The organism is Neobacillus terrae (genome assembly GCF_011393025.1).
In the GTDB taxonomy this organism is placed as follows: Bacteria; Bacillota; Bacilli; order Bacillales; family Cytobacillaceae; genus Neobacillus_A; species Neobacillus_A terrae.
On sequence record NZ_JAAOEO010000005.1, the window covers coordinates 116,194 to 141,868 of the forward strand.

Annotated in this window: 21 protein-coding genes, 3 pseudogenes and 2 riboswitches; of the genes and pseudogenes, 13 read left to right on the forward strand and 11 right to left on the reverse strand. The window is 37.9% G+C overall.

All coding sequences use genetic code 11. The features are described from left to right. Positions 1–64 precede the first annotated feature (64 nt). From G8761_RS08915 to G8761_RS08960, 10 genes and pseudogenes are all read left to right on the forward strand, one after another. Entirely contained in the window at positions 65–703 is a 639-nt protein-coding gene (locus G8761_RS08915; protein ID WP_166025738.1) for a response regulator transcription factor, read from the forward strand. 12 nt (positions 704–715) lie between these two features. Then, on the forward strand, positions 716–1,822 hold the full coding sequence (locus G8761_RS08920) for a sensor histidine kinase (RefSeq protein WP_166025740.1): 1,107 nt from the start codon (positions 716–718) through the stop codon (positions 1,820–1,822). Positions 1,823–2,053: 231 nt separating this feature from the next. Beyond that, a complete protein-coding gene (locus G8761_RS08925) occupies positions 2,054–2,989 on the forward strand; it encodes an ABC transporter ATP-binding protein (protein WP_166025742.1) in 936 nt (311 codons plus the stop codon). Between the two features lie 13 nt (positions 2,990–3,002). Further along, positions 3,003–4,130 carry an ABC transporter permease gene (locus G8761_RS08930; protein ID WP_166025744.1) on the forward strand — a complete coding sequence of 376 codons (1,128 nt, stop codon included), beginning with the start codon at positions 3,003–3,005 and terminating at the stop codon, positions 4,128–4,130. A gap of 1 nt (position 4,131) precedes the next feature. Further along, positions 4,132–5,277: an ABC transporter permease gene (locus G8761_RS08935; protein WP_166025746.1), complete on the forward strand. Its 1,146-nt coding sequence runs from the start codon at positions 4,132–4,134 to the stop codon at positions 5,275–5,277. Between the two features lie 160 nt (positions 5,278–5,437). After that, on the forward strand, positions 5,438–5,641 hold the full coding sequence (locus tag G8761_RS08940) for a hypothetical protein (protein WP_166025748.1): 204 nt from the start codon (positions 5,438–5,440) through the stop codon (positions 5,639–5,641). A 191-nt stretch (positions 5,642–5,832) separates the two neighbouring features. Next, positions 5,833–6,894 carry an LLM class flavin-dependent oxidoreductase gene (locus G8761_RS08945; RefSeq protein ID WP_420800235.1) on the forward strand — a complete coding sequence of 354 codons (1,062 nt, stop codon included), beginning with the start codon at positions 5,833–5,835 and terminating at the stop codon, positions 6,892–6,894. A gap of 285 nt (positions 6,895–7,179) precedes the next feature. Beyond that, the gene (locus G8761_RS08950; protein WP_166025750.1) at positions 7,180–8,004 is read left to right on the forward strand and encodes an alpha/beta hydrolase; all 825 of its coding nucleotides are present in this window, start codon (positions 7,180–7,182) and stop codon (positions 8,002–8,004) included. A gap of 646 nt (positions 8,005–8,650) precedes the next feature. Further along, a riboswitch (purine riboswitch) is annotated at positions 8,651–8,753 on the forward strand. Between the two features lie 178 nt (positions 8,754–8,931). Then, positions 8,932–10,113 (forward strand): nucleoside transporter C-terminal domain-containing protein, encoded by a 1,182-nt coding sequence (locus G8761_RS08955; protein WP_420800242.1) that lies wholly within the window; start codon positions 8,932–8,934, stop codon positions 10,111–10,113. Between the two features lie 136 nt (positions 10,114–10,249). Continuing rightward, positions 10,250–10,384: pseudogene (locus G8761_RS08960) on the forward strand (nucleoside hydrolase); the annotation flags it as partial. 246 nt (positions 10,385–10,630) lie between these two features. Here G8761_RS08960 and G8761_RS08965 read toward each other — a convergent pair. The 6 genes and pseudogenes from G8761_RS08965 to G8761_RS08990 all read right to left on the reverse strand — a co-directional run. After that, positions 10,631–11,638, reverse strand: coding sequence for an ABC transporter substrate-binding protein (locus G8761_RS08965; RefSeq protein ID WP_166025754.1), 1,008 nt, complete (start codon positions 11,636–11,638; stop codon positions 10,631–10,633). Between the two features lie 23 nt (positions 11,639–11,661). Continuing rightward, positions 11,662–12,429 carry an ABC transporter permease gene (locus G8761_RS08970; RefSeq protein WP_166025756.1) on the reverse strand — a complete coding sequence of 256 codons (768 nt, stop codon included), beginning with the start codon at positions 12,427–12,429 and terminating at the stop codon, positions 11,662–11,664. After that, positions 12,419–13,165, reverse strand: a complete 747-nt coding sequence (locus G8761_RS08975; RefSeq protein ID WP_166026188.1) for an ABC transporter ATP-binding protein — start codon at positions 13,163–13,165, stop codon at positions 12,419–12,421. Before G8761_RS08975 ends, G8761_RS08970 begins: the two co-directional genes overlap by 11 nt. Positions 13,166–13,172: 7 nt before the next feature. After that, positions 13,173–13,844 (reverse strand): thiaminase II, encoded by a 672-nt coding sequence (gene tenA / locus G8761_RS08980; RefSeq protein ID WP_166025759.1) that lies wholly within the window; start codon positions 13,842–13,844, stop codon positions 13,173–13,175. Between the two features lie 4 nt (positions 13,845–13,848). After that, a complete protein-coding gene (locus G8761_RS08985; RefSeq protein WP_166025761.1) occupies positions 13,849–15,141 on the reverse strand; it encodes an acetylornithine deacetylase in 1,293 nt (430 codons plus the stop codon). A gap of 96 nt (positions 15,142–15,237) precedes the next feature. Continuing rightward, positions 15,238–15,338, reverse strand: a riboswitch (TPP riboswitch). A 210-nt stretch (positions 15,339–15,548) separates the two neighbouring features. Beyond that, positions 15,549–15,760, reverse strand: a pseudogene (locus tag G8761_RS08990) (GMP reductase); the annotation flags it as partial. Between the two features lie 77 nt (positions 15,761–15,837). Here G8761_RS08990 and G8761_RS27820 point away from each other — a divergent pair. Further along, entirely contained in the window at positions 15,838–16,887 is a 1,050-nt protein-coding gene (locus tag G8761_RS27820; RefSeq protein ID WP_166025763.1) for a 5'-nucleotidase C-terminal domain-containing protein, read from the forward strand. Positions 16,888–17,120: 233 nt separating this feature from the next. Here the strand turns inward: G8761_RS27820 and G8761_RS09000 are convergent, their stop codons facing one another. The 3 genes from G8761_RS09000 to G8761_RS09010 all read right to left on the reverse strand — a co-directional run bounded on the left by G8761_RS09000 (position 17,121) and on the right by G8761_RS09010 (position 20,884). Continuing rightward, a complete protein-coding gene (locus tag G8761_RS09000; protein ID WP_166025765.1) occupies positions 17,121–19,007 on the reverse strand; it encodes a S53 family peptidase in 1,887 nt (628 codons plus the stop codon). Between the two features lie 280 nt (positions 19,008–19,287). Further along, positions 19,288–20,265: a glycosyltransferase family 2 protein gene (locus G8761_RS09005; protein WP_166025767.1), complete on the reverse strand. Its 978-nt coding sequence runs from the start codon at positions 20,263–20,265 to the stop codon at positions 19,288–19,290. A 67-nt stretch (positions 20,266–20,332) separates the two neighbouring features. Further along, positions 20,333–20,884 carry a hypothetical protein gene (locus G8761_RS09010; RefSeq protein ID WP_166025769.1) on the reverse strand — a complete coding sequence of 184 codons (552 nt, stop codon included), beginning with the start codon at positions 20,882–20,884 and terminating at the stop codon, positions 20,333–20,335. 704 nt (positions 20,885–21,588) lie between these two features. On the opposite strand from G8761_RS09010, the gene G8761_RS09015 reads away from it, so the two are divergent. Continuing rightward, the gene (locus tag G8761_RS09015; RefSeq protein WP_166025771.1) at positions 21,589–23,520 is read left to right on the forward strand and encodes an LTA synthase family protein; all 1,932 of its coding nucleotides are present in this window, start codon (positions 21,589–21,591) and stop codon (positions 23,518–23,520) included. Positions 23,521–23,606: 86 nt separating this feature from the next. Here G8761_RS09015 and G8761_RS09020 read toward each other — a convergent pair whose 3' ends face one another. Further along, on the reverse strand, positions 23,607–23,855 hold the full coding sequence (locus G8761_RS09020; RefSeq protein WP_166025773.1) for a hypothetical protein: 249 nt from the start codon (positions 23,853–23,855) through the stop codon (positions 23,607–23,609). Here G8761_RS09020 and G8761_RS09025 point away from each other — a divergent pair. After that, a pseudogene (locus tag G8761_RS09025) lies at positions 23,837–24,007 on the forward strand (IMP dehydrogenase); the annotation flags it as partial. The gene G8761_RS09020 and the pseudogene G8761_RS09025 overlap by 19 nt on opposite strands. 345 nt (positions 24,008–24,352) lie before the next feature. On the opposite strand, the gene G8761_RS09030 reads toward G8761_RS09025, so the two are convergent. Continuing rightward, positions 24,353–25,516 (reverse strand): MGDG synthase family glycosyltransferase, encoded by a 1,164-nt coding sequence (locus tag G8761_RS09030; RefSeq protein ID WP_166025775.1) that lies wholly within the window; start codon positions 25,514–25,516, stop codon positions 24,353–24,355. Positions 25,517–25,675 lie beyond the last annotated feature (159 nt).

A 25,675-nucleotide genomic window follows, 5' to 3' on the forward strand; every position in this document is an offset into this window, starting at 1 on the left:
GTTATGTTAAAGGTATATAATACCAATTTTTAAGGATGTGACTGGCAGGGCTTCCTGCTGATGTATGAAGATTAAAATTTTGATAGCCGATGATAATTCTTTTATACGGGAAGGTATGAAGATCATTTTAAGTACCTATGGTGACTTTGAAGTATTGGCAACGGTGGGTGATGGCAGCGAGGCAGTCAATTACTGTCAAATCCATGACGTAGATATTGCCCTGCTGGATATAAGGATGCCTAATATGAACGGTGTTGAAGCAACTAAAATCCTGACTGAAACAACGAAAACAAAACCGGTAATTCTTACGACATTTGATGATGACGAATACATATTGGATGCAATTAAAAATGGCGCGAAGGGCTATTTATTGAAAAACACAGATCCGGAACGGATTCGTGATGCGATTAAAAGTGTGTTCTTTGGAAATACAGTTATGCAGGATGTTGTTCTAGATAAGATTAAAACAAATATGACTTACGGCAGGAAGAATGAAACAAAAGTAGATAAGAGTCTTTTTACCGAGCGGGAAATGGAAATTATGTCCCTGATTGCAAAAGGCTATTCCAACAAAGCGATTTCTAAACAAGTGTTTATATCTGAAGGAACGGTTGCCAACTATATTACCTCAATCTTAGGAAAAACAGGGCTGGAGCACCGAACACAGATTGCCATTTACTATCTCACCGGTTCAGTAGAATAAGAGGTTTGGATTATGGAAATATGGATCATTTTCAGTAAACTCATTATTATCCTATTTATTGGTTTTTCCTATGTTCATTCTGAAACTGGCAATCTCGCGTGGAGTATACTATTAATTCTTCTATATATTAGCATGAATATTCCCCTCTATCTGGTACGAATGGAAAAAATAAAACTCTGTATACACTTGGGATCGTTTATTCTCATTTGTTATTCCATTCAGGAAGTGAACCCGCTGTTCCTGCTGCTGCTGCCAATGAATTTTTATGAAGTGTCAGCAGCTTTCTTCGAGAAAAGGTGGCCTCTTTTGCTGGTGGGACTGCTGCCTCTTTTTTTCATGGAAGGAAATCAGGCTGTTTACGGATTAACGGCCCTCTTTAGCTTTTTAGTCTTTTTTATGACCGGCCGATATACTGAACGCCTGACCACATATGAGAACAAACTCGACAAGATGAGGCTTGATATGCAGCGACTTTCGAAAAGCCTGAATGAAAATCAGGAATATGTTAGGCAGTCGGAATATACTTACCGCCTCGAGGAACGGAACCGCATCTCCCAGGAAATTCATGACAGCATTGGCCACTCCATGACTGGCGCACTGATTCAAATGGAAGCCGCAAAGACTTTAATGGCCATCGACCAGGCCAAAGCTGCCGAACTCCTTCAAAATGCCATTAACATCTCCAAGGAAGGCATTGAGGATATCCGGATTACTTTAAAAAATATGAAGCCACCAACTGAGCAAATGGGCTTGCAGCGTTTAAAGCTGCAGCTAGAGGAATTTTCTATCCAGCACCAGCTGCGGATGCCGTTTGTGTATAAAGGTAATATTGATTTGATTACGCCGATTCAATGGAAGATTATCACTGAAAATATCACCGAAGCACTGACAAATTCATTAAAATACTCAGGTGCTACTGAAATTTCTATTGATATCCATGTGTTAAACAAGCTGGTTCGGGTCGAAGTCAGGGATAACGGTAGTGGGATTGGTTCGGGTAAAGTGGTTAAAGGGCTTGGGATTGTCGGAATGGAAGAACGGACAGCCTCCATCAAAGGCACCATCATAGTAGATGGTACCAATGGATTTTCGGTTACCACCCTCCTTCCGATTGTCTAATGAACATTATCATTTGAAAGACATGAAATTTCTCATGTGAAAAGGGTGAACTAATGCACTTATGCTGGTTCACCCTTTTTCCTTATAATGACAATACATAGAACAAATTAACATTGAAAACACATGGAGTGTGAAGAACTAAACACCGGTGAACCGCCAGTTCTTCATCTGGTGTACGAAGGTCAAGAATGCTAATTGGCGCGGCACGATAAAACTATATGAGGTGAAATTATGAATGTGTTAGAGATTAAAAATTTAACGAAGAAATTTGGCGATTTTATTGCTGTTGATAATATGTCGTTGGCAGTTCAGGAAGGAGAGATTTTTGGTTTCCTAGGATCAAATGGTGCTGGAAAGAGTACGACGATTAATATGATTGCCGGTCTCCTCCAAACCAACGGAGGGGAAATTAAAATTCTAGATAAAAACATTGCTTCTCATAGCAAGCTTGCCAAAATGAATATCGGGATAGTGCCACAGGATCTGGCCATTTATGAAGATATGACAGCTTACGAGAATGTAAGATTCTTTGCAGGGTTATACGGACTCCGGGGTGCAGAACTGAAGGAACGAGTTGAGGAAGCACTGGTGTTTGTTGGTCTCCTCGATAAGCAAAAAAGCTTACCGAAGGACTTTTCTGGGGGGATGAAACGCAGGCTGAACATCGCTTGTGCTATTGCCCACCGTCCAAAGCTAATTATTATGGATGAACCAACGGTTGGGATTGACCCACAGTCAAGGAACTACATCCTGACTTCGGTCCGTAAGCTCAACGAGATGGGCTGTACGGTCATTTATACAAGTCACTATATGGAAGAAGTTGAAGAGATTTGTTCCCGTATAGCCATCATGGATCACGGCAAGGTCATTGCTGAAGGAACAAAAGAGCAGCTGAAAGCCATTATTACTGATACAAGAGATATCTGGGTTGAAGTGAAAAATACTGAAAACCTCGAAGAAGCAGCTTTAAAGGAAATTAAAGGCGTTAACTCCATTTCTATTGAGGAAAACGTAATCAAAATTAATTCCCAATCTGAGGTAAATAACCTGAACCATATTATTCAATTTTTTATAAGCAGATTGATTGAAATCCGCTCACTGCAGGAACAGGCGCCTAACCTTGAAACGGTCTTCCTTACTTTGACCGGCAGAAATTTAAGGGATTAAGGAGGAAACCATTATGAATATCTTTAATATTGCGCTGATTGAATTTAAACATACCATCCGAGATGTGCGGACTTTGGTATTTATGCTTGCCTTTCCCATTGTGATGATGCTGATCCTTGGCACTGCTTTATCTACCACCTTCGACAAGAACATCAAAATTGGCAAAATCAATGTATTATATACCGAAAAAACTGACATCAGCTTCTCTTCCCCCTTCCATGGGTTTATAAAAGAAGCGAAAAAGCAGGATATCCATTTTAAAAAAGCTCCACACGGTTTGGATGGAAAAAAGGCAGTAAAGCAAAACCATTATGATGCCTACGTTGTCGTCACAGATAAAGGTGTCCAATTTTACGGCAGTGAGCGGAACAGCATTCAGGCAAGTATCGCAGAAGGTATGCTATCCGCTTTTACAGATAAATACAACCTGATTACGGAAGTAGCAAAGGAAAAGCCTGACCAGGTGCAAACCGTCATGGCAAGTGTCAGCACCACTCCAGGCAGTTATGTAAAGGAAACTTCCCTAAATGCTGATAAAGCACCCGGTTCCATGGACTATTATGCTGTAGCGATGACCACCATGATTGCCTTATACAGTGCAATATCTGCCAGTAACCTTATTAGAGGTGAAAGAATCCGCAACACTGCGGTACGTTTAGTCATTGCACCCATCAACAAAATGGAGATTTTCCTGGGTAAAATTCTTGGCAGTCTTGCACTTAACCTGGTTTGCATCATGCTTGTAATGGCGTTCAGTCGTTTTGTTTTCGGCGCAGACTGGGGGGTCCATCCTGGAATGGTCCTACTGATTCTTTTTACAGAAGTGTTCCTGGCAGTCAGCTTCGGACTAGGAATTAGCTATATCATCAAAGCTGACCAAGGTACACGAACTATTCTCATGATCATTCTTCAGCTTTCTTCCTTCTTTGGCGGCGCATATTTCAGAATTGAAAACGCGGATGGGATTTTAAGGTTTATCATGAATTTATCTCCCCTTACCTGGGCAAGAGAAGCTTTAACCAAAATTATTTATAACAACGATTTAACTGCCGCACTGCCTGTCATTTCATTAAATTTAGGTATTTCACTGTTATTCCTGCTGTTCGCAGTTGTTGCATTTAGACGTCGGGAGGGCCTATAAAATGAAAGAAGTTTTATGGCTAGTAGCCAATTCATTACGTTCGATCTTTACGAATAAGCGGAGAATCTTCTCCTATGTATTAGTGCCATTACTGGGAATCTTCATTGCCTTTATGGCATATGGCGATACAGGTCCCGCCAAACTTCATGCCGGGATTGTAGATTTGGATAAAAGCACCCTTTCAAAAAATACAACCAGCTTTATTGCAGGCCTCGATAATATTAAGGTGAGTAATGTATCTCAAACCACTGTCAAAAATAAAATTTCTTCCGGTACCCTGGATTGCGCGATTATTCTCGAACCGGGCTTTTCAAAGGCTATTATGAACGGAGAGAAACCGGAGATAGAAATTGTATCCATTAAAGGCGCTCAGGTCACTGCTTTTATAAAAGCCTATCTTAATAACTATATAGGAAATCTTCATTCGTTAAGCACTGCTGCAAATGGGGATACGGCTGTCTTTAATACTCTCTATCAAAATTACAAAAATGCAGAGTTTAAGGTTTCTGCTCATTCTTTAAAAGATACTTCGAAAAACAATGATATGACCATTCAGACGATTGGCTTCCTGCTTATGATCATGCTCAACTCTGCAGGCGGTTTATCAGAATTAATTTTAAAAGAAAAAGAAAACCGTACCTACTTTCGGTTAATGTCAGCGCCTATTGACGGCAAAAAATATGTTCTTTCCAACATCATTGTCAACATGGTGATCATGACCATTCAAGTCGTAGTAACCTTGACAGCTATGACGCAAGTGTTTGGTATATCAGCGGGAATTCCGTTTTGGGAAATGACCGGTGTGATGATGTTTTTCGCCCTTGTTTCTGTTGGATTATCATTGGTGATTACGGCTTTTGCCACTAGTTCGACTTCCGCAAGTGCATTGCAAAACCTGATTATGACACCAACCTGCTTGCTTGCAGGATGTTTCTGGCCAGTAGAAATTATGCCGAAAACGGCACAAAAAATCGCCGATTTCCTGCCGCAAAGATGGCTGCTCGACACTCTTACCGAGCTTCAAAAAGGTCATACTCTCGGCAGCCTCTCCTTAAATCTTGCAACCTTATTCGCTTTTGCCCTTGTGTTTTTTATGATTGCCATATATAAGTTTGGGCGAAATAACAATGTTAGAAGTTTTATTTAAATAGAATGAAGGGCTTTAATCTTAATAGATTATGGCCCTTTTTAAGTTATTGGATAATCTTAAATAAGCGGAGTATTCCCTGCTCTTCTTTTTCAAATAATTGGAAATGGATTATAATAATATCATAGACTTTTTAGTTAAACTTTCGGGGGCGAAATGAATGTGGATTTTTATTGGAATAGTTGTAGCAGCAATTGCCATTATTCTAACAGCAAATAATTTAGAGTCAGGCAGAGCCATTGGACTAGATAGAGGAGCAATGCTTAAAGCCGAATCAAATATGGTCATCTGTACCAATTGCCAAACCAAAATGAAGCGGCAAAAATATGAACAACAATGCCCGAATTGCAAAAAGAATTTCTAAAAGGACCAAGCATGTTTTTTTGACACCTGCTGGTCTTGTTCACCTACTCGTCAATTGCATCCATCTTTAGTGAGATTCGCCTTCTCAGTTCATTCCTACAAGATCAAAAAATTAACATTGTAAATACCTTTTTTAAAAAATTGAATAGTATTTAAGCAAATGCATGTTACATTATTGTGGAGGAGATGAAATTGACGGCAACAAGTGAAAGTGGTATGGAAATTGGAATTTATACATTAGCGGATTTATACCCCGATCCATTAACAGGGAAAACCGTAAGCGCAAAGCAGCGAATAGACGAAATAATCAAAGCAGCAAAAATGGCGGATGAAGCAGGTCTGGATGTATTCGGCGTTGGAGAACATCACCGTTTAGATTACGCGGTATCCGCACCGCCAGTTGTGTTGTCAGCCATTTCTCAAGTCACAAAACGAATTAAGCTGACAAGTGCTACGACTGTTTTAAACACCGTAGATCCTGTTCGCTTATTCGAGGATTTTGCAACGCTAGACCTTCTATCAAACGGGCGGGCCGAAATCATTACCGGGCGTGGGGCTTTTTTAGACTCCTTCCCCCTCTTCGGATATGATCTTAAAAATTATGACGAGTTGTTTGAAGAACACATGGAGCTTTTACTAAAGCTAAATAAGACGGACCTGGTTACCTGGAATGGCCGGTATCGTTCCTCATTAAAGGACGCAGAAATTTCACCGCGTCCTGTTCAACAAAAGATTCCCGTATGGGTGGGTGTTGGCGGATCTCCGGAAAGTGCAGAACGGGCGGGCAGATTAGGTACAGGGTTAGCGATCGTGGTACTTGGTGGTGATCCAAGTTATTATAAGCCATTAGTTGACCTATACCGGGTAACTGCTGCTCAATCCGGGAATGATCTTGAAAAAATGAATGTTGCAGTTACCGGACACACTTATATATCGAAAACAAATAAGCAGGCAATAGACGAATTTTACCCCTATCATTCGAATTATTGGCAGAACCTTAATCGCCATCATGGGATAAATAAAACCTTCTCCAGAACCGAGTTTGAACTGATGTCTGGAAAAGAAACAGCCCTTTTTGTTGGAAGCTCACAGCAAATCATCGAAAAAATCATGCTCCAATACGAGCTGTTTGGCCACCAGCGGTTTATTGCCCAAATGGACATTGGTGGTATGCCCTTTAATAAAGTTGCCGAAAATATTGAACGTTTGGCAACAGAAGTAGCACCCGTTATACGAAAAGAAATAAGGAAATAGTACATTGAATATCTTTTTTTAAAAAATACCTCTTAAAATGCCCCAGTCTTTGCCGATTGATTTTAAAATTTTAACTGTACAGACTAGCTTATTGAAATTCTTTCTAAAAAATAATTTCTTCTATACATTTTTGAAAAAAAGATTAAAACCCACTTGACTCATCGGAATAGTTTAATATATGATTGGATTACTTTAATATTTAACGCTGATTGGAAAACCAAAGGCACCTAACCCAGGTATGTGGTAGGTGCTTTTATTTTATATAAATGAAAGGAGTAAAAATTTATGGCTGAAAATTTTCCCATCATTATACCAGGAGCTGAGCCTTTCTTCTTTAAAGGAAACAGTACTGGAATTCTCATATCTCATGGGTACGCAGGCACCCCGCAAAGTGTCCGATTTTTAGGGGAATATATATCATCTAAAGGATACACTGTTTACGGTATAAGATTAGACGGTCATGGAACTGATTATATAGATATGGAACATTGCAATTATCAGGATTGGATTAAAAATTTGGAGGAGGGATATCAGTTACTCAAACAGTTTTGTACTGAAATCTTTATCATCGGGCAATCAATGGGAGGCACTCTTACATTGAATCTCGCATCCGAATTTCCGGATATCAAAGGTATAATCCTCATAAATGCAGCAATAAGCACCATTCCGATTATGAATGAATATAAATCTAAACAACACCCACAATTTATTGAAGAAGGACAGCCAGATATCAAAGCAAAAAATGCGAATGAAATAACCTATACCAAAACGCCTTTAAGGTCTATAAAGCAATTGCTTTCTTTAATGGATCATACCCGGAATAAGCTACATAGCATTCACTGTCCAACATTGGCTTTCCGTTCTAATGAGGATCATGTTGTACCACCAGAAAACACAGATTATATTATCAACCATATCCATTCAGAAGTTAAAGAAACCATCCGCCTATGTAATTCCTATCATGTCGCTTCATTAGACAATGACAAAGAGTTTATTGCTGAACAAAGCTGCCTATTTTTAGAGAAGCATTCGGCGAAAGGTAAAACTGACCAATCGGATATTGCAACCCCAGTCTCGTCCAGTACACAAGGCCCAATTATTAAAAATTAATACCTACTCCCCTCCTGCTATAAAAATTAGAGGGATAGTTTTGATGTAATTCCCACTAAAACAGGAGGAATACTTTTATTTTACTTCACTGACTTGGTTCAGCGTGCTGAAATAGTGACCTTTTCTAGTTCCCACTTCATTTCTCCTTAGCAATGGGCACGAGAAATGGTTATTTAAATAATTGGCTCTTTTAAACTTGACTGTTGATTTTCGCTCACGGCGCTCGCTTTCCGCGGGCGATCCGGGAGCCTCCTCGGCGCCTTGCACCTGCGGGGTCTCCCATGGCCCGCTTTTCCCGCAGGACGTTGAGATTGCATCGGTGAATCGTCACCGCACGAAGAAAATGCAAATGCATTTTCGAGGATCTCGCCTATTTTGCTCACAGTTTCTTCAAATTGGAACAATCTCTGAGAATAGAGCCATTTTTAAAAATAGCTATGCTGCATTCCACGGGCACAGTTATTTTTATTTATTCAATTAAAGGAAGAAATTAGATTTGCAGAGATGAAAATATTAATTGTCCTATAATCCTCTACAACTACTCCCCCTTCTAAAAATTTATTATCGTAAAATTTATACTAAAATAACAATTACAACATTTCCTAAACATCTTGATATATTAAAGTTTAAAGATATACTGATATCTATCCTATTAATTTAATATCCTTGTATAATATCAGTGTTCATGGTCTGATAGTTTCTACCCGGCAGCCGTAAAGTGCAGGACTACGAGGAAGTGTGCTAAATATTAGTGTTGAAGTTTCTTTGGTTCATTTGAGTGTTACTGAAGCGATGTTAGATACCTTGCTCTTATTTTTCATGCTTTCTGTCCTTTGGCTGAAAGTGCGAAAAATAGGAGCCTTTTTTGTATAAGGAAAATGTTTATAGGAATAATATTTATGGGAGGTTATAACCTTGTATTTTCTGATGAATGCTATAGGAGTTTTAGTTGTATTGGGAATAGTTTATCTATTATCACCAAATAAACGAAATGTTAAGTGGAAATTTATCGTGTTGTTATTAATTGTAGAATTTCTCATTACATGGTTTATGTTATCTACTAAGATTGGAACTTGGACTATCAATAAAATAGCCTCTTTCTTTACATGGCTTATTTCCTGCGCCAATGAAGGAATTTCTTTCGTTTTCCCTTCGGCTATGGCTAATGAACATGTGGATTTCTTTTTTAGCGCCTTGATGCCTATCATTTTCATCATTACATTTTTTGATATCCTTTCTTATTTCGGTATTCTGACTTGGATTATTGACAAAGTCGGCTGGTTAATTGCAAAGGTTTCCGGATTACCGAAGCTTGAGAGCTTCTTCTCTATCCAAATGATGTTTTTAGGAAACACAGAAGCGCTTGCCGTCGTCCGTCAACAGCTGAGTGTATTAAGTCAGCAGCGTTTGTTAACTTTTGGAATAATGAGTATGAGCAGTATCAGCGGATCCATCATAGGCGCTTATTTATCAATGGTTCCGGCGACTTATGTATTTGCAGCTATACCGTTAAACTGTTTGAATGCCCTATTGATTGCAAACATGTTAAATCCCGTTGAAGTTAGCAAGGAAGAAGATATCGTATTTGTACCTGAGAAAGGTCAGCGTAAGGATTTCTTTTCAACAGTTTCCAACAGTATGCTTGTTGGTATCCGTATGGTTATTGTCATTACAGCCATGGTTATCGGTTATGTAGCACTGACGGCGGGTTTAAATGGAATTTTAGGATTCTTTGTTCATGGATTAACCATTCAGAAAATTTTCTCCTTTATTTTTAGCCCATTCGCGTACCTGCTCGGTTTGTCTGGTAAGGACACCATGTATGTCGCTCAATTAATGGGGATTAAACTTGCTACTAATGAGTTTGTGGCCATGCTTGACCTTAAGGATAAAATTAGTACCCTCGCTCCGCATACAGTAGCTGTTGCTGTGACCTTCTTAACGTCATTTGCCAATTTCAGTACAGTGGGAATGATTTATGGAACCTTCAATTCGGTCGTTGATGAAGAAAAATCTCATATAATTGGAAAAAACGTCTGGAAGTTACTTGTAAGCGGAATGGCAGTTTCCCTGATGAGTGCAATGGTGGTTGGACTGTTTATATGGTAAAGAAATGAGTTGCGAATGCAGCTCTTTTTTTTTGGAGATCTTAATTGAACCAGGTTAGAATATCCCTAATTTATATAAAGAGAAAGATTCTCCCTATTTTTGAATAGTGTAGGAGTGAGTAAAATGGAGCGATACAATGAAAAAAAAAAATTTATTATTTGGTGACCATGGAATTGACGACTCATTAGCAATTATTTATTCACTCATGAACCCAGATTTGGAGCTGGTTGGTATCGTAACAAAAGAACAAACAACAGCAAATGCTTATTACAATTCTAAATTCGTAGATGAGTATTATAAAGTCATGTTACGAAGGTAAGAATGGTTGAGAGGAAACGGGGAATGGCTTCGTTTTTAACTTAAGATGGTATTTTTAATGTAATTCCATTGGTTTTTACCTAATGGTCTTGAATTTATTAGAAATTGATCGTGATGTTTCTTAAGTAATACTTGTAGGTCCACAAACCAGGCATAAAAACAGGTACCACCCAACTTATTGAATGGTACCCGGTGCCTATTATAGATTTACAAATGCATCTTTACTATTAACTTTCGTTTTTACTACCTTGTTGTCCTTCAGCCACTTTGCAACGTTCTTCCATGTTTGTGGATCTTGATAACCAAATGCTTTATCTTTTGCATCCATTAAAGGAAGAAGGATTTGTAAGCTCTTTGTTTCAACATCCTTATCCAGCGGAGACGATTTATCTGCATTCTTCAATAAAATAGATAGACCCTTTTCTGGATTTTCCTGAACATATTTTTGTCCCTTTGTGATAGCAGCCATAAACTTTTTAAACACTTCTGGTTTTTCTTTAAGTCCTTTTTCGCTTCCAACCAAAACTAATTCATAATAATCTGGAACGCCATATTCCTTTGGGTTTAATGCAAGCATTGGGTGGCCCTCTTTTTCGAGCAATAATTTCTCATGATTGATATAACCGCCGATAAGCGCATTTGTTTTATTCGTTGCCATCGCCGGAATCAAATCCCATCCAACGTCGACCATTTTAATTTTCTGTGGATTACCGCCGTCAGATTTTACCATCGTTTGAACAATGGCCTCATCCAATGGAATCGAAGGATATCCAATTGTTTGACCTTCTAAATCCTTTGGTGATTTAATCGGACCATTAGCAGGAACCATTAATTGATTTAATGGGTGACGAACAAGTGCAGCGAATGATTTAACAGGAATATTTTCTCCTCGTGCTACAAGGACCTCTGGTTGATAGCTGATCGCCATGTCGACCTGGTTGGCAGCAACCAATTTTAACGGATCGTTTGTATCAGCTGGCATCTTGATATCAACATCTAATCCCTGTTCTTTAAAATATCCCTTCTCCTTTGCTGCAAAAAGTAAGGAATGAACGGCATTAGGATACCAGTCCAACATTATAGTAACCTTCTGAACTTTATCCTTTGATACCTTCTTATTGCCTGCCTGGTTATCCTTATTTCCAGCACTACAAGCACTTAATAATAGTAAAAACAAACTAAGTATAACAAAAAAACTTTTTTTCATTTCCTTTTACTTCCCTTCTGCTTTTAACGAATTTTATTTTTCAATAATTGCTTTTCTACCAAACCAATTAGTAAAAAGAGCACGATTCCCATTAATGACAGCAAGAATATGGAGGCAAACACGGCATCCGCCTGCAAATTGCCAGACATTCTTCTACTAAAGTATCCCAATCCTTCACTCGCACCCAGCCATTCTCCAATCGTGGCCCCGACAACACAATAAACAACAGACATTTTCAGTCCAGAAAAAAAGGCAGGCAGCGCCAGAGGTATCTGGACTTTCTTGAAAATTTGCCAGCGATTGGCCCCCATGGTTAACAATAATTCCCGGTACTCTCCTCCCCCAGTTTTAAGCCCATCATATGTACTAACAACGATGGGGAAGAACGCTGTTAGTATGGTAACGGCAATTTTACTCCAAATAGAGTAGCCGAACCACATGATAAAAATAGGAGAAATCGCAATCAGCGGCACTGTTTGTGAAATAACGAGAAATGGATAAAGTACTTTTTCTAACGCACGGGAAAAGTGCATGCCAACCCCAATTATCACACCGCCGATTAAGGACAGGATAAAACCAAGCAATACCTCTTTTAAAGTGGCAGGTAAATGCTGTTCCAGCAAAAGCTGCCGGTTTTCCATCAATGATTGCCAGATGGATGTGGGAGCAGGCAAAATAAAAGATGGAATAAATCCTTGTTTAACGACCCATTCCCATACACTTATAAGGAGAACAACAACCAATAGAAACAGGCCATAGTTCTCTGCCCAATTCTTGAATCTACTTTTCATTGTGAATCAGCAACTCCAATTCTTTTCTCATAGCAATGAACTCTGTTTGATAAATAAGTTCAGAACGTCTCGGCCGCGGCAACTCCACCTTTAATTCTTTTACCGCTCCTTTATCTAGCAGAAGATAAATTCGATCGCTTAACAGAATCGCTTCTTCCAAATCATGAGTGATGAACAATACTGTTTTTTGCAGATCTACCCAAAGTTCTAACAACCAGCTGTGCATATTATGCTTCGTCATTGAATCGAGGGCGCCAAACGGTTCATCAAGCAATAATAGTTTTCTGCCAGTCATGATCGTTCTTAAAAAGGCGACCCTCTGCTTCATTCCTCCGGATAGTTCATGGGGATAAGCATTTTCATAACCTGCCAGGCCAAACCTGGCCAGTCCTTCACTTATTTCACTCATTTTCTCTTGCTTTTTTTCCTTGCTAAGCTCAATTGGTAGCATAACGTTGTCTACAACAGTTCTCCACGGTAAAAGCAGATCCTTTTGGGGCATATATCCGACTTTTCCTAATCGCTTTCCAAATTGTTGGCCATTAATGCAGATTTGTCCTTTATCAGGCTCTAATAATCCAGCAATCAGTTTGAATAAGGTGCTTTTCCCTGAACCACTTGCGCCAATAACTGAGACAAACTCCCCTGGCAGCACATTCATAGAAATGTTTTGAAATATGTACTTTCCCTTCTCTTCACCGGGAAAAGCATACGAAAGCTCTTTTATTGATAAAATTTGTGAACTAGACAGGCCACTCGCCCCCCTGATAGACCATATCCCAGAACATATATTCAAACCTGGATGTTGTCAGGAAATGATCTTCGAGGACGTCTAGTTCTCTCTCAGGTTTCCCATCAGTCAATTGGTCTAACAAATCAATCAGCCAGGTGGCCAAGGAACCAAATTCATCTGATGAATACATTTTGATCCATTCACCATATAAGGGTTGCTCTTTTGATCCTGGATACTTTTCAGCAAGCATCTTGCCTATCTCCCAATAGCTCCACATACAAGGCAGCAGTGCAGAGATTAATTCTTCAAGAGAACCATTCTGAGCCACATTTAGCATATAACGTGTATAGGCTAAATTCATTGGTAGTGGCTTCGTTTCCTCAAGCTGTTGGTTGGTAATACCAAATCGTTCTGCATATTGGCGGTGCAAATCCATTTCCCCATGCAATGTCTCATGAAGCAGCTTTGCAAAAGCGGCCATCGTCTCGATATCTTTAGCCTTGACCGCACCTAATGCAAAAAGCTTGGAATAGTCGATTAAAAAGACATAATCCTGTTTCATGTACCGAATAAACGATTCAACAGGCAATTCCCCTGTCCCCATCCCCACCACAAAAGGATGCTGATGAGTTTTTTGCCATATTTCATTTATTTTTTCATAAAGAATGTCAGTAAACTTCATATTCCTATTCCTCTTTTCTACTATTGCACCACTTGGCAATAAATACAGCTAGTACTTTAGTAAAATCTAATAATTGACGCAGTTCAACCTTTTCATTAACAGAGTGAGCATCTTCTAATGTTCCTGGCCCAAAAATGACGGTCGGAATTATTGCTCTTCCCAGCCATCCAGCATCAGTGACAGTGGATGACATTCCTATTGTTGGTTTTTGGGCTAATAATTTTTCATACGAATAGGCTAAAAGTTGTGTTCCAGGGTGCTCTGGATTTATCTCTAAGGAAGGAAAAATTTCTCCACGATCCTCAATCATCGATTTTCCCCCCCAATTAAATTTGGGAGGATTTTCCCTTAACCAGGGATCTGCTGCGGCCACAGCGCTGATAAGCTCTTCAATATCCTTGATAACTACTTCATAATCTTCATTAGGATAAAAATGTACCGTAATCCAAAGAGCACAACAATCAGCAACAAAAGCAGCATGTCTGCCACCTTCAATAACAGCAGGATTGATGGTATTAACACCAGGTTCAAAACCGGGATAGCTCTTGGTAACTGCCCAGTGACGTTCGAGGTCTTGCAGCCCAGCAATGATTTTCATCATTTTTTCAATCGTGCTGGCTCCCTTCACCCCTCCTCCTGCATGGATCATTTTCCTTCGCAGACCGTCGTGAAAAGTTTCTTTGCTTTCAATTGTTATCCAGCCGGTAATGACTCCGCCTTGTCCTTGAATATGTAAATCACTTGTATCAACTACCACTGCATAGTCAGCAGTATATCCTTTTTCCGTACAATCGAGTGTTCCTGCTTCACCTACTTCTTCTCCAATAACTGACTGAAATTGTAAATCTCCTTTCAGTGTTACACCGAGTTCTTTTAATAACTTGATCGGAATCAGCGATGCTGCAATGCCACCTTTCATGTCGGCAACGCCACGTCCATAAATATATTGATCTTTAAAATAGGTACTAAAAGGAGATTTACTCCATTCTTTATCATCTCCAACTTCCGCTACATCCACATGCCCATTTATGATCAAACTATTATATTGCTCAGAAGCATTTCCTTTTAAAATCCCAACAACATTAGGGTCTCCTGGGTAAACATCCCACTTTTCCGTTTTAAAGCCCAGGTCTTTTAAGTAGTCTTGAATAAATTCTTGTACGTCATTTGTATTCCGGGCAGGCGGACTTACTGTTGGGAAAGAAATTAATTTGGTAAGAAGCTCCATTAATTCTTCTTGTCTTGATTCCACTTCGTGTGCAATTTTTTGAGATAAATCTCCGGATACAGCCTTCATTTTCTTCGCTCCTTAATAAAATACAAAATAAAAAACCACCCACTTCCAGAGAAATGAATGGTTTGAAGGTTAATGTCATAATAAATTAGGCTGACATAAAGATTCGCTCCACTTCCCTCCGCTGGTATTATCCAGATCAGGTTCAAAGGGTCTAGAACAATGTTCTATCTCAGCCAAAGGCCCCCCTAGTGTAATTCGATCATAATATTAAGTTGGAATATAGTAAACTATAGCACACGATTAAAAAATGTAAAGTAATCAGAAAATCGTTTTTAAATTACAATTCTTTTCAATCCAGCACCGGTCAGCTGCTCAGCAGTTCATTTACTCCATGGAGCGAGTAGATAGATAGTATCCACCAAGCATTAACCATTTTTATCCACAATTAAAATAGGTTTTCCCGCTTTTTAATATACTTTATCACCATTAAAGATTGAATTCTTTACAATAACATAATCTACAGTACGGTTGCTGACAGCTTATTTCCCCCCGCATAGGAAATGGAGGATTGAAGATCCTCCTTCATTTCATTCAAGGTATCCTTTAAAGAACCTTTATACTCAACATACATCTTTTTGCCTTCGACATTTTTCCTTTGACCCTTTTGAAACTCTGAAGCATATCTGCGCAAATGTCATTAATTCCGACACTAAGAAGCCAATTCTGCCTCCTTATATGATTAAAAAAGTCCACGGTGTGGAAATTGGTTTTATTGGAGTTGTAACAACTGAAACCCCTACTATTACAATGCCTTCAAACGTAAAAGACATCGAATTTACAGATGAAACTGAAGCTATTAATAAATATGCAAAAGAGTTAAAAAAACAAGGTGTAAAAACGATTGTTGTATTGGCACATGATCCAGGAACTTCTGCAAATGATGGCTCAAACGCAAATGGCCGTGTCTATGATATTGATCAAAATACAGATCCTGAAGTGGATTTTATTTTTGGCGGCCATAACCATGCGTACATGAACACCAAAGTGAACGGAAAATTAGTTGTTCAAGCATATTCTAATGGTACCGCCTTTGATTATGTTCATCTTTGGATTGATCCAAAAACGAAGGATGTAGTGAAAAGTGATGCGGAAATTGTAAATACCTATCAGGATGCCATTCAGCCTGACTCTCAGGTTAAACAAATGATAGATGATGATGAGGCAAAAGTCGCTCCTTTAATTAATCAAGTCGTAGGCAGCGCAACAACAGCATTAACACAGGATCAGAGTATAAGCGGGGAGTCAAACCTTGGTGATTTTATTACTGATGCACAGCGTGCTTCCACAAATGCTCAAATTGCCATTACTAATCCTGGAGGCATTCGTGCTAATATCAACAGCGGAGAGATTACTTGGGGTGAATTATTCACTGTTCAGCCATTTAATAATCAATTAATTACAATGGACTTAAATGGAGAACAAATTCGTCAGGCGTTAAACCAGCAATGGGCTACAGGCCGTATGCTCCAAATTTCAGGAATGAAGTACTCTTATGAAAGCACATTAGGAACAGACAAAGTCGTTTCATTGACGCTTGAAGACGGTACACTAATAGAACCAAACCAAACTTACTCCGTTACAATGAATTCGTTTTTAGCCAGCGGCGGTGATGGATTTGCTGCTTTTACTTCAGGTAAAAATCAAGTAACCGTCCAAGTAGATTTAGATGCTTTAGTTCATTATATACAAAAACAAACAGCTCCGATAAATGTAACAATAGCAAATCGTATTCAAAAAATAAAATAAAGAAGAAAGACATTTAACCTTAGCTCCTATAAAGAGTTAAGGTTATTTTTTTATTCAATTTGAATGTTGAGTTGTGTCCGAATATTTTTCTTCTCTTCTTCGCTAAGATTTCCCAGCCCTTGCTACATACCTTTAGCAATTATTTTTTATAACTTACTCTTAATCTATAAACCCTAAACAATGAAAAAGCCTGCAAAGAGAAACTCATTGCAAGCTTTCTAAAAAATATAAAATTATTTACCGAACTTTTCAGCGAGTTTAGTTACATCTGGTGTACCTAAACCAGTTGCCTGATTATAGATAGTGCTTGGAGTTCCGGTATAATAGCCGTTATCATTATTTGCGCCAGCATCATTTAATGGGTGTAATGGAGAGTCTTTTTGCTGGGCATAACGATAGATTTGAGGATTCCAGAAACCAACTTGTGTGTGGTCTGCACTATTAATCAATGCCGTTAAACCATTTAACTGAGGCGAAACGAAGCTTGTTCCGCCATAGACAGCATAACCGCTGTTTTGGCCAGGAGCACCTGGATCGCTTAAGTATACATAATAACCTGTGTATGGGTCAGAATTCATGGATAAGTCAGGCATGTTACGTCCTGAATCAGTACCATGAATCACTTTTGGGGTACCGTTAAATCCAGTTACACTTAAGAAGTCATCACTTATCGTGAAATCCTGTACGGCAGAATAATGATTTACTCCTTTGACGCCTTTTTGATAGTCCGGAGTCGGGAAGAGCTTGCTAAAGCCGCCTCCGCCACCTTCTACTAACCTTGTTAACGGTAAATTTCTTGCTTTAAAATAATTACCAAGATAATCCCAGCCCCAGGCGCGCTCTTTGTCTACTGATACAGTTATACCTGTTGATGCTGAAGTGAAGTGGAATGGCAGGGTTGTACCTCCCGCTGCAGTGATATATGGGCTGTCAGCAGGATTATCTACAGAGAGATCATAGTAACCATTTCGTCCTGTATCATAGGCACCTGCATCCCCTGCCGCTGCAAACATCGAAATTCCCTGCGCTGCAGCCTGCATATAAAGCTGGTTAAAGCTTTCCGCATATTCAGGAGTTTCTACATTTTGCTGTACACCCATTTGCAGAATCGTTTCGCTTAATCCCCAGCTCACTGATAGAGTTTGAACTTTGTTATCATTAATCGCTTTCGCAAAACAATCTACAAATCCCGTATCAGAATTCGGTGCCAGGTAGGCCTTAATGTTAGCCTTCGGCGCAAGTGCTCCGGATTGCTGTACATCTAAGGTTGTTTCATCATATCCATCCCAGCCTGTTCCGCCATCAACATTAATTTTTTCAATACGATCTGGTTTAACATTAATCCCCATTTGATCCCAGAAGGAATATGCATCATCAGAATTAAAGTCTGCTAAGCTTACAATACCAATTGTCTGCCCTGAACCATCAGCACCTTTGCTATATAAAGGACCTACATTGTATTGCTTGATTAAATCCTGCGGTGTAAGGCTAAGAGGACCACTCGGACTGTTGTTGTCTTCTGGTGCAATTGTATCGGAACGCTTGATAGAATTGGCCTTGAAATTGGAATAATCACTCAGCCCTAAGATGCAGAGGATATTTTCTGCTACATTTTTTGGGGCAGTTGGATTCCTTTTTGTCGCATGAAAGTATTTCCCTTTGTAACTTGCTTTTTGGATATCGACATTAAATGCCTTGTTAAATTGGTCGACAGTACCTGAAGCCGTAATAATCAAGTTATCCTGATAGACTTTACTTGTAATGCCAAAATAATTCAAATATTTAGTGACTGCAGAGACTTGACTAGATGATGGAGCGAAATTTTCCTTAAAATCATTAACACTTAAGTATTTTCGGAAATGTATGCTGTATTTGTCGGTGGTTTCATTAATGTAGTGAGCGAGCCCATCTTTGTTTTGGAGTTTCATTACAATGTCTACGGTTACAACTGTGCTTGGGTCCAGGTCGCCAAAATAATTGGCATTCCCCAAAATTCCTGCCCCGTTCCCCTGCTGAATCGCTACTTTGTCATTCTGTTGTGCAAACGAAACTGCTGGCAATGTCCCTAATAATAGGGAAGCTGCCGTCCCAATAGTCAAAGCTGATTTCTTCCACTTCATTTTCTTCGCCCCTTTATGTAATATAGCAAGTATTTAGATTATCTAAATTCTTACTATATTAATAATTCGGGGGTTAAAATTAATATCCCTTTCAGGCTTCCGCAAAAAACGAACTCTTTTGAAAATTTAATCATTTTTTAATCTTAATCTAATATAATAAATTGGTCTTTCATCATTTGCTGCAGGAATGTAAGATATTAACCCAAAAGACGGTATTTATTTTATAAAAACTATGTCCGAGAAGTTAAAGCCGCTTAGTTGTTTGCAGTTTAACTCCGAACTAAACTATATTTTTTTCCATGGTGTTTGAAGTGTATCTATCAATTTCTATTACATACTTTGGACGCCTTTTAACCTCGCTATATATTTTACCAATATATTCACCGATGATTCCAATACCCAAAAGCTGCAGGCCTCCGACAAACCAAATAGATAAAATTAATGAAGTCCATCCAGATTGAGTATGACCTATAATTTCTTGTATTAAAGCATATCCTCCAGCAAAAACACTTAAAACCAATGAAAGAAAGCCTAGGAAAGTAACAAACCGGATTGGAGCAACACTAAAGGAAGTAATCCCATCAAAAGCAAATGCGAGCATCTTTTTTAAAGGATACTTGGACTCACCTGCAAACCTTTCTCTTCGATCATAATAGACATTGGTGGATTTAAAACCCACCAATGGGACTAGTCCCCTAAGAAAAATATTTGTCTCCTGATACTTAAATAGCTCCTCTAATGCACGCTTACTCATTAACCGAAAATCAGCATGGTTGGGAACAAGTTTTATACCGATCCTATCCATAAAACGATAGAATCCTAGAGCAGTATTCCTTTTAAAAAATGTGTCAGTATCACGCTTATCTCTTACACCGTATACAATATCGTATCCATCCCAATATTTTTCAACAAATGAATGTATTACATTGATATCATCCTGTAAATCTGCATCCACTGATACTACACAATCCGATTGTTTTGCAGCTGTTTCGAGCCCAGCAATCAGTGCGTTCTGGTGTCCAACATTTCTGGCAAGCTTTAACCCTGTAACAAAGGATTTAATTAAACTTTCTTCCTCAATTATCTCCCAGGTTCTATCTTTGCTTCCATCATCCACAAATAAAATTTTACTTTCCTTTGAGACTAGTAAATCTTCAATCAGGTCGTTTATTACTTTAGATAGCTGGTTTGAAGTCTCCTTCAATACCTCTTCTTCGTTAAAACAAGGAACAACAATTGTTAAAATAGGCTGATTCATATAGAATCCCTCCTTTTTTAAAAAGCAAAATCCTGAAGTAATATCTCTTAGATGATTCCCCCACTCTTTACAGTATTTTTTTGGTCATTACTTCTTCTATAAAGTAACTAATTTCATTTTTGATATATTGCTCGAATGAATTTAATTTTTCTCCATTTAAAATCTTTTTAAGCATTGTATTTATAAACATACGGTTGCCTTTATCCTGGATTTCGTCCTCTAATAATGATTGAATTATGTTTATAAGAATGTTTTTTTGGTTTAACTTCAATTCTTTATCCAGTGCTTTATACTCTTGTAGCTCAACCGAGGCATTTCTATTTTCTTTTTGTTCAAAAGAAATCTTGTCTATTCCTTCCACTATTTTTGGATTACCAACTAATAAAATACTTGAATTTCCAGTAAGTATTTCGAAAGTACCAATTATTGTATCATTATCACTTGTTATGATAGTGATTTTCTCTTCAGTATAGTTTAAGGTTTCCGCAAAACTTATCACAGTTGGATGGACATTCAGTTCGACTTCAAGGGACTCATCTCTGCCAATACTAGATAACCTAAAAGTACCTTCGAATACTGGAATTTCATCCCCGTTTAATAACACCTTTTTTATATCCATTATTCATTCCCCATTCGCTTTCATTTGAATTTATTAAGCAATCAAAAATTTTCTAGGGTATGTTTTTTTGTCCTTTATATATTGTCCCACAGGTTAAAGATACCCATCTCTCATAAAAATCCTCTAAAGGAATTCTTAAATATTTATTAAATTGCTTACTAACTGTTTAAAATATGTGTTAAAGGTGTATTTTAAAATTGTCCTCTTTAATAAGGTTTGTTTAATTATTCATAAAAATATAATGCTTTGTTTATAGTTTGTTCATATATTAAACTTAAGATAATAATTGTTGCTAGGGCAAAGCAATGCTTAATCCCCCCCTTTTTTTATATAAAAAATGCCAGGTATCTCCTGTGGGAGGCGCCTGGCATTTTTTTTTGATTCTTATAGACAATAGTTATGATTAGAAAAAAAGGGTAAATACTTTGGTGAGAAAAAAACCTTTAAACAAAATTCTAAATTTCCAAGTTAAAATTACGATTTTGGAAATGCATTTATTCCTTAATAGACTTTTCCCGATATCATCCATTGCGGCTCTAAAGAAAAATAATAGCGCTAATCTAATTCACTAAATACTTTTCACCCTTGTTATTGTTCTGATAATATAAGGTGTATTTATAAACATTAAATGAAATTTGCTCTAAATCAGATAAAGATGTTTTTTTAATTTACTCGATTGTGTTTTCAGGGAAAGGAGATTCATAATGGAGAAGATTATTTCTTTTAACAAAATAAAAAAAAGCCACATTGCCTTTTTTACCGTTGCGGTAGTCCTGTTTTGGATCAAAACGTATGTGTCTTATCAAATTGAATTTAAATTAGGGATTGATGATAGTCTACAAAAATTTTTATTAGCAATTAACCCTCTCAGTTCCGCTTTACTATTTTTGGGATTCGCTTTACTTTCTAAAAACCATACAAAAAAATGGTTGATTATCATTCATTTCTTATTGTCATTCCTTTTATATTCCAATATTGTCTATTATCGCTATTTTACCGATTTTATCACCGTACCTGATATTGTACAGGCTTTTTCAAATGCCAAGGGTTTAGGTAGCAGTGCAGCATCATTAATGTACGCAACAGATATTTTTTATTTTACAGATACGGTCATCTTAATCATTCTTGCTTTAACTGTATTTAAAAAAGCCTCTATTATGAAGCAAAAAACTTTTAAGCTTGTTTTTTTATTCGCCACCGGCGTTTTTCTCTTTAATCTGGCATTGGCGGAAAAAGACCGGCCGCATTTATTATCACGTTCTTTTGATCGAAACTATTTAGTTAAGTATTTAGGAACTTATAACTTTACTATTTTGGATGTTCTGCAAAATATCAAACTTACCAGCATGAGGGTAATGGCAAGCAGCAGTGATATTACCACTGTAGAAAACTATAGAAGAAATCATTATTCTGCTCCAAATCCAGCCTATTTTGGAAAAGCAAAAGGAATGAATGTTATTTATGTTTCGTTAGAATCATTCCAAAACTTTATGATTGATTATAAAATGCCGAATGGACAAAAAGTAACTCCCTTTTTGGATTCTTTAGCTCATGATGGAAGTACCTTCTACTTTAATAACTTCTATCATCAAACCGGACAAGGAAAAACATCTGATGCTGAGTTTTTAATGGAAAACTCTTTATATCCCTTATCTTCTGGAGCAGCATTTATTAATAAGGATCAAAACACATATCAGTCAGCACCGACGATTTTACATCAAAAGGATTATACAACTGCAGTATTCCACGGTAATTATAAGGAGTTCTGGAATCGTAACGTGATGTATAAACAATTAGGTTATGAACACTTTTTCGATGCAGCTTATTACGATATGTCAAAGGGAAATATAAAGAACTTTGGAATGAAGGATAAACCCTTCTTCCAGGAATCCATCCCAATGCTGGAAGGTTTAAAACAGCCGTTCTATACTAAATTTATTACCTTATCAAACCATTTCCCGTTTGAAATGGATCCGGGAGATACTAACTTCGCTGCTGGAGATTTTGGAGATGCAATTGTAAATAATTATTTTCAATCTGCACATTATATGGATCAAGCACTTAAACAGTTTTTTGATTCTTTAAAAGCAGATGGGCTTTATGATAAGTCAGTAATTATCCTTTATGGAGATCATTACGGAATCTCAGAAAATCATGCAGAAGCGATGGCAAAAGTCTTGGGGGTTCCTGCAATTACCCCAGTCATTAATGCAAAGCTGCAACAGGTACCATTATTTATTCACGTACCCGGAGTAAAAGGCGGGATACAGCATCAAATTGGCGGGGAAGTCGATGTTCGCCCAACACTTCTTCATTTATTAGGAATTGACACAAAGAAATATATTGAGTTTGGTTCAGATTTATTATCACCACAGCATCGAAATTGGGCATTATTTAGAAATGGCAATTATGTATCAAGCAAAGTTACCCAAATAAACGGAAGATGCTATGATACAAACACAGGGAATTTAAAAATCGACCAGACTGCTTGTAAATCCATCAACGAACAGGTAATAAATGAACTTAATATGTCTGATAAAGTGGTTAATGCAGATTTATTACGTTTTTACACACCAGCAGGGTTTAAACCGATTAATCCTGATGATTATCAGTATTTAGGTCCTAATAAAAAATAACCATTCGTTCTAGGGAATGCCCATAAGCATTCCCTAGTTTTTTTGTTCGAATTTATTAAGATCTTCGTTTATTAGCAATTTTGTTATTAGAAAATCTTGGCATTATCCAAGTCCTTTTCGGCAGATGCCTTAGCTATGCTTATCACGCTCAAAACGGCACATCCTCGAAAAAGCTTTGCTTTTTCTTCGTGCGAGGCAAAGCTGACGTAGCTTTCCTTGTCCTGTGCCTTTCGCCTGACTAGGACTTCCTCGGAAAAGCTGGTGCTTTTCCTTCGTGCGATGTTATCGCTGACGTAGCCTTCCTTATCCTGCCCGTCTTGAATTCCCGAACTCATCAAAAGACCGTCAAGGAAGACTATTGGCAGGTGCAGCCGTAGGAGTTACAAAAGATACAATGAAACGTGTAGAAAAGCTTGTAAAGGCAAATGTTGATGTCATTGTAGTAGATACTGCTCACGGACATTCCAGAGGTGTAATAGAAACCGTTAAATGCGTTTAGAATTTATGGATATAAAATCTGATAAGCTAAAAGAGATTCCTTTTAGCCTGTCCGGGTAAGATCCTGGATTCTGACTCACCCTTCCTCTTTTAGCGTTCCTCTGTCCGAATAACCCCTTCATTCAGACAAGCTCATACACTTTTCTCGTTCCCTTGTCAGAATATCACCTTCATTCAGACTCGCTCTTCCTCTTTTTGCTTTACAATGTCAGAATAACCCCACCATTCGGTCTAGCTCTTACTTTTTTTAGCTTACCCTATCCGAATATCATCTGAATTTCATTGAGATTTCTATTTTTTTGCACAAAAAAAAGATCGCCTCAGCGATCTCAGTTTAGTTCAAAAATTTATTTAAAGCCAGAGCGAAAGAAACTCTTCTTTTCTTAATAGGTTCAAATTCCTCTGCTTCTACAGAGACAAGAAAATTCAAAATATCTTCTGCTGCATGTCTGTTGATGAATTCTTTCTGTGATTTGATGATCGAAGATAACCGTTTCTCATCATGGTCTAATAATTCTTCCATTATCGATGTAAGATTTTTAGTGTCCTGGCAAAAGATTCCTAAATTATGCTTCTCGGCAAACCTTGGATTATCTTTTTCTTGCCCTGGTAAAGCGCCTGTAATAATAATTGGTAAATTAGTCGCAATACACTCAAACATTACATTTGGGCTTCCTCTAGTAATCGCAATATCTGCTGAAAGCATCAATTCTTGAATATTCTTTACAAAGCCATAAATCTTGGCACGATCTCCGAAACGACCCTTTAAAGAAGATTCCAATTCCACTTTTAATGTTTCATTTCTGCCCGCAATCATACTTACGGTACAATCAAAATGTTCAAGAAGCTCTTCTGCAATGGCGCTCATATTGCCTACACCTTCACCACCGCTCATCAATAAAAAGTTGAAATTTGATTTCCCGTTTTTCCGGAAATTGGTTTGGGCATTAAATCTTTCCCGAACTGGAAATCCAACTACATTGATTTTTTCTTCAGGAACCCCAAATTCTAAACATTTTTCTTTTGCTTCCTCGGTAGGACTCAGGATAAAGTCCGCTCTTTTGTCTGCCCATAAAGGATAAATATTCACTAAATCCGCAATAAGGGTGCCAAAGGGAATGTGTATATTTTCTTTACGAAGGATATTAATAACAGAGCCATTGAAATTAGGATGAATCGATAAGATCATGTCAGGTTTTACTTCATTCAGTACAGCCAGTAAATTCTTTCGAATCATTACTTCGATAAACTTGTCCACTAGATAAGAATTCTTAGCAGAGAAATGCCAAATCGCGTTCCAAAGCTGGGCAGAATATCGAGTAATTGGTCCATAAGATTTACCAATGTTTAATAACGCGGATCCACCTAAAGCAAAACCGTCAACCACATGTATATCAACTTGTGTATTCACACCAATTTTTTCTTGTAATGATTCAGCGATACTTTTATGTCCATGACCAGTATGGTCCGAAGAAATGACCAGAATTTTTTTATTCATAGATTTCAACCCTTTCTATATTTCTTTCCTATTTACTAACTCCATCTCTTCCTTCTCCTTAAAATGTCTTTACAAGGATAGGAGTTTGTAAATGGAATGGCTTTATCTATATTTATATCAAGCGAATATAATCACTTGATTTATTTTAAAAACGCATAG

Excerpts from the sequence above, each read along its gene's own strand:
- G8761_RS09030 (WP_166025775.1), bottom strand. The coding sequence starts at position 25,516 with ATGAATAAAAAAATTCTGGTCATTTCTTCGGACCATACTGGTCATGGA.
- G8761_RS08920 (WP_166025740.1), top strand. The coding sequence starts at position 716 with ATGGAAATATGGATCATTTTCAGTAAACTCATTATTATCCTATTTATT.
- G8761_RS09000 (WP_166025765.1), bottom strand. The coding sequence starts at position 19,007 with ATGAAGTGGAAGAAATCAGCTTTGACTATTGGGACGGCAGCTTCCCTA.
- G8761_RS08950 (WP_166025750.1), top strand. The coding sequence starts at position 7,180 with ATGGCTGAAAATTTTCCCATCATTATACCAGGAGCTGAGCCTTTCTTC.
- G8761_RS08925 (WP_166025742.1), top strand. The coding sequence starts at position 2,054 with ATGAATGTGTTAGAGATTAAAAATTTAACGAAGAAATTTGGCGATTTT.
- G8761_RS08930 (WP_166025744.1), top strand. The coding sequence starts at position 3,003 with ATGAATATCTTTAATATTGCGCTGATTGAATTTAAACATACCATCCGA.
- G8761_RS08915 (WP_166025738.1), top strand. The coding sequence starts at position 65 with ATGAAGATTAAAATTTTGATAGCCGATGATAATTCTTTTATACGGGAA.
- G8761_RS09015 (WP_166025771.1), top strand. The coding sequence starts at position 21,589 with ATGGAGAAGATTATTTCTTTTAACAAAATAAAAAAAAGCCACATTGCC.
- G8761_RS08955 (WP_420800242.1), top strand. The coding sequence starts at position 8,932 with ATGAATGCTATAGGAGTTTTAGTTGTATTGGGAATAGTTTATCTATTA.
- G8761_RS08940 (WP_166025748.1), top strand. The coding sequence starts at position 5,438 with ATGTGGATTTTTATTGGAATAGTTGTAGCAGCAATTGCCATTATTCTA.
- G8761_RS09005 (WP_166025767.1), bottom strand. The coding sequence starts at position 20,265 with ATGAATCAGCCTATTTTAACAATTGTTGTTCCTTGTTTTAACGAAGAA.
- tenA (WP_166025759.1), bottom strand. The coding sequence starts at position 13,844 with ATGAAGTTTACTGACATTCTTTATGAAAAAATAAATGAAATATGGCAA.
- G8761_RS08970 (WP_166025756.1), bottom strand. The coding sequence starts at position 12,429 with ATGAAAAGTAGATTCAAGAATTGGGCAGAGAACTATGGCCTGTTTCTA.
- G8761_RS09020 (WP_166025773.1), bottom strand. The coding sequence starts at position 23,855 with ATGAGTTCGGGAATTCAAGACGGGCAGGATAAGGAAGGCTACGTCAGC.
- G8761_RS08985 (WP_166025761.1), bottom strand. The coding sequence starts at position 15,141 with ATGAAGGCTGTATCCGGAGATTTATCTCAAAAAATTGCACACGAAGTG.
- G8761_RS08935 (WP_166025746.1), top strand. The coding sequence starts at position 4,132 with ATGAAAGAAGTTTTATGGCTAGTAGCCAATTCATTACGTTCGATCTTT.
- G8761_RS08965 (WP_166025754.1), bottom strand. The coding sequence starts at position 11,638 with ATGAAAAAAAGTTTTTTTGTTATACTTAGTTTGTTTTTACTATTATTA.
- G8761_RS09010 (WP_166025769.1), bottom strand. The coding sequence starts at position 20,884 with ATGGATATAAAAAAGGTGTTATTAAACGGGGATGAAATTCCAGTATTC.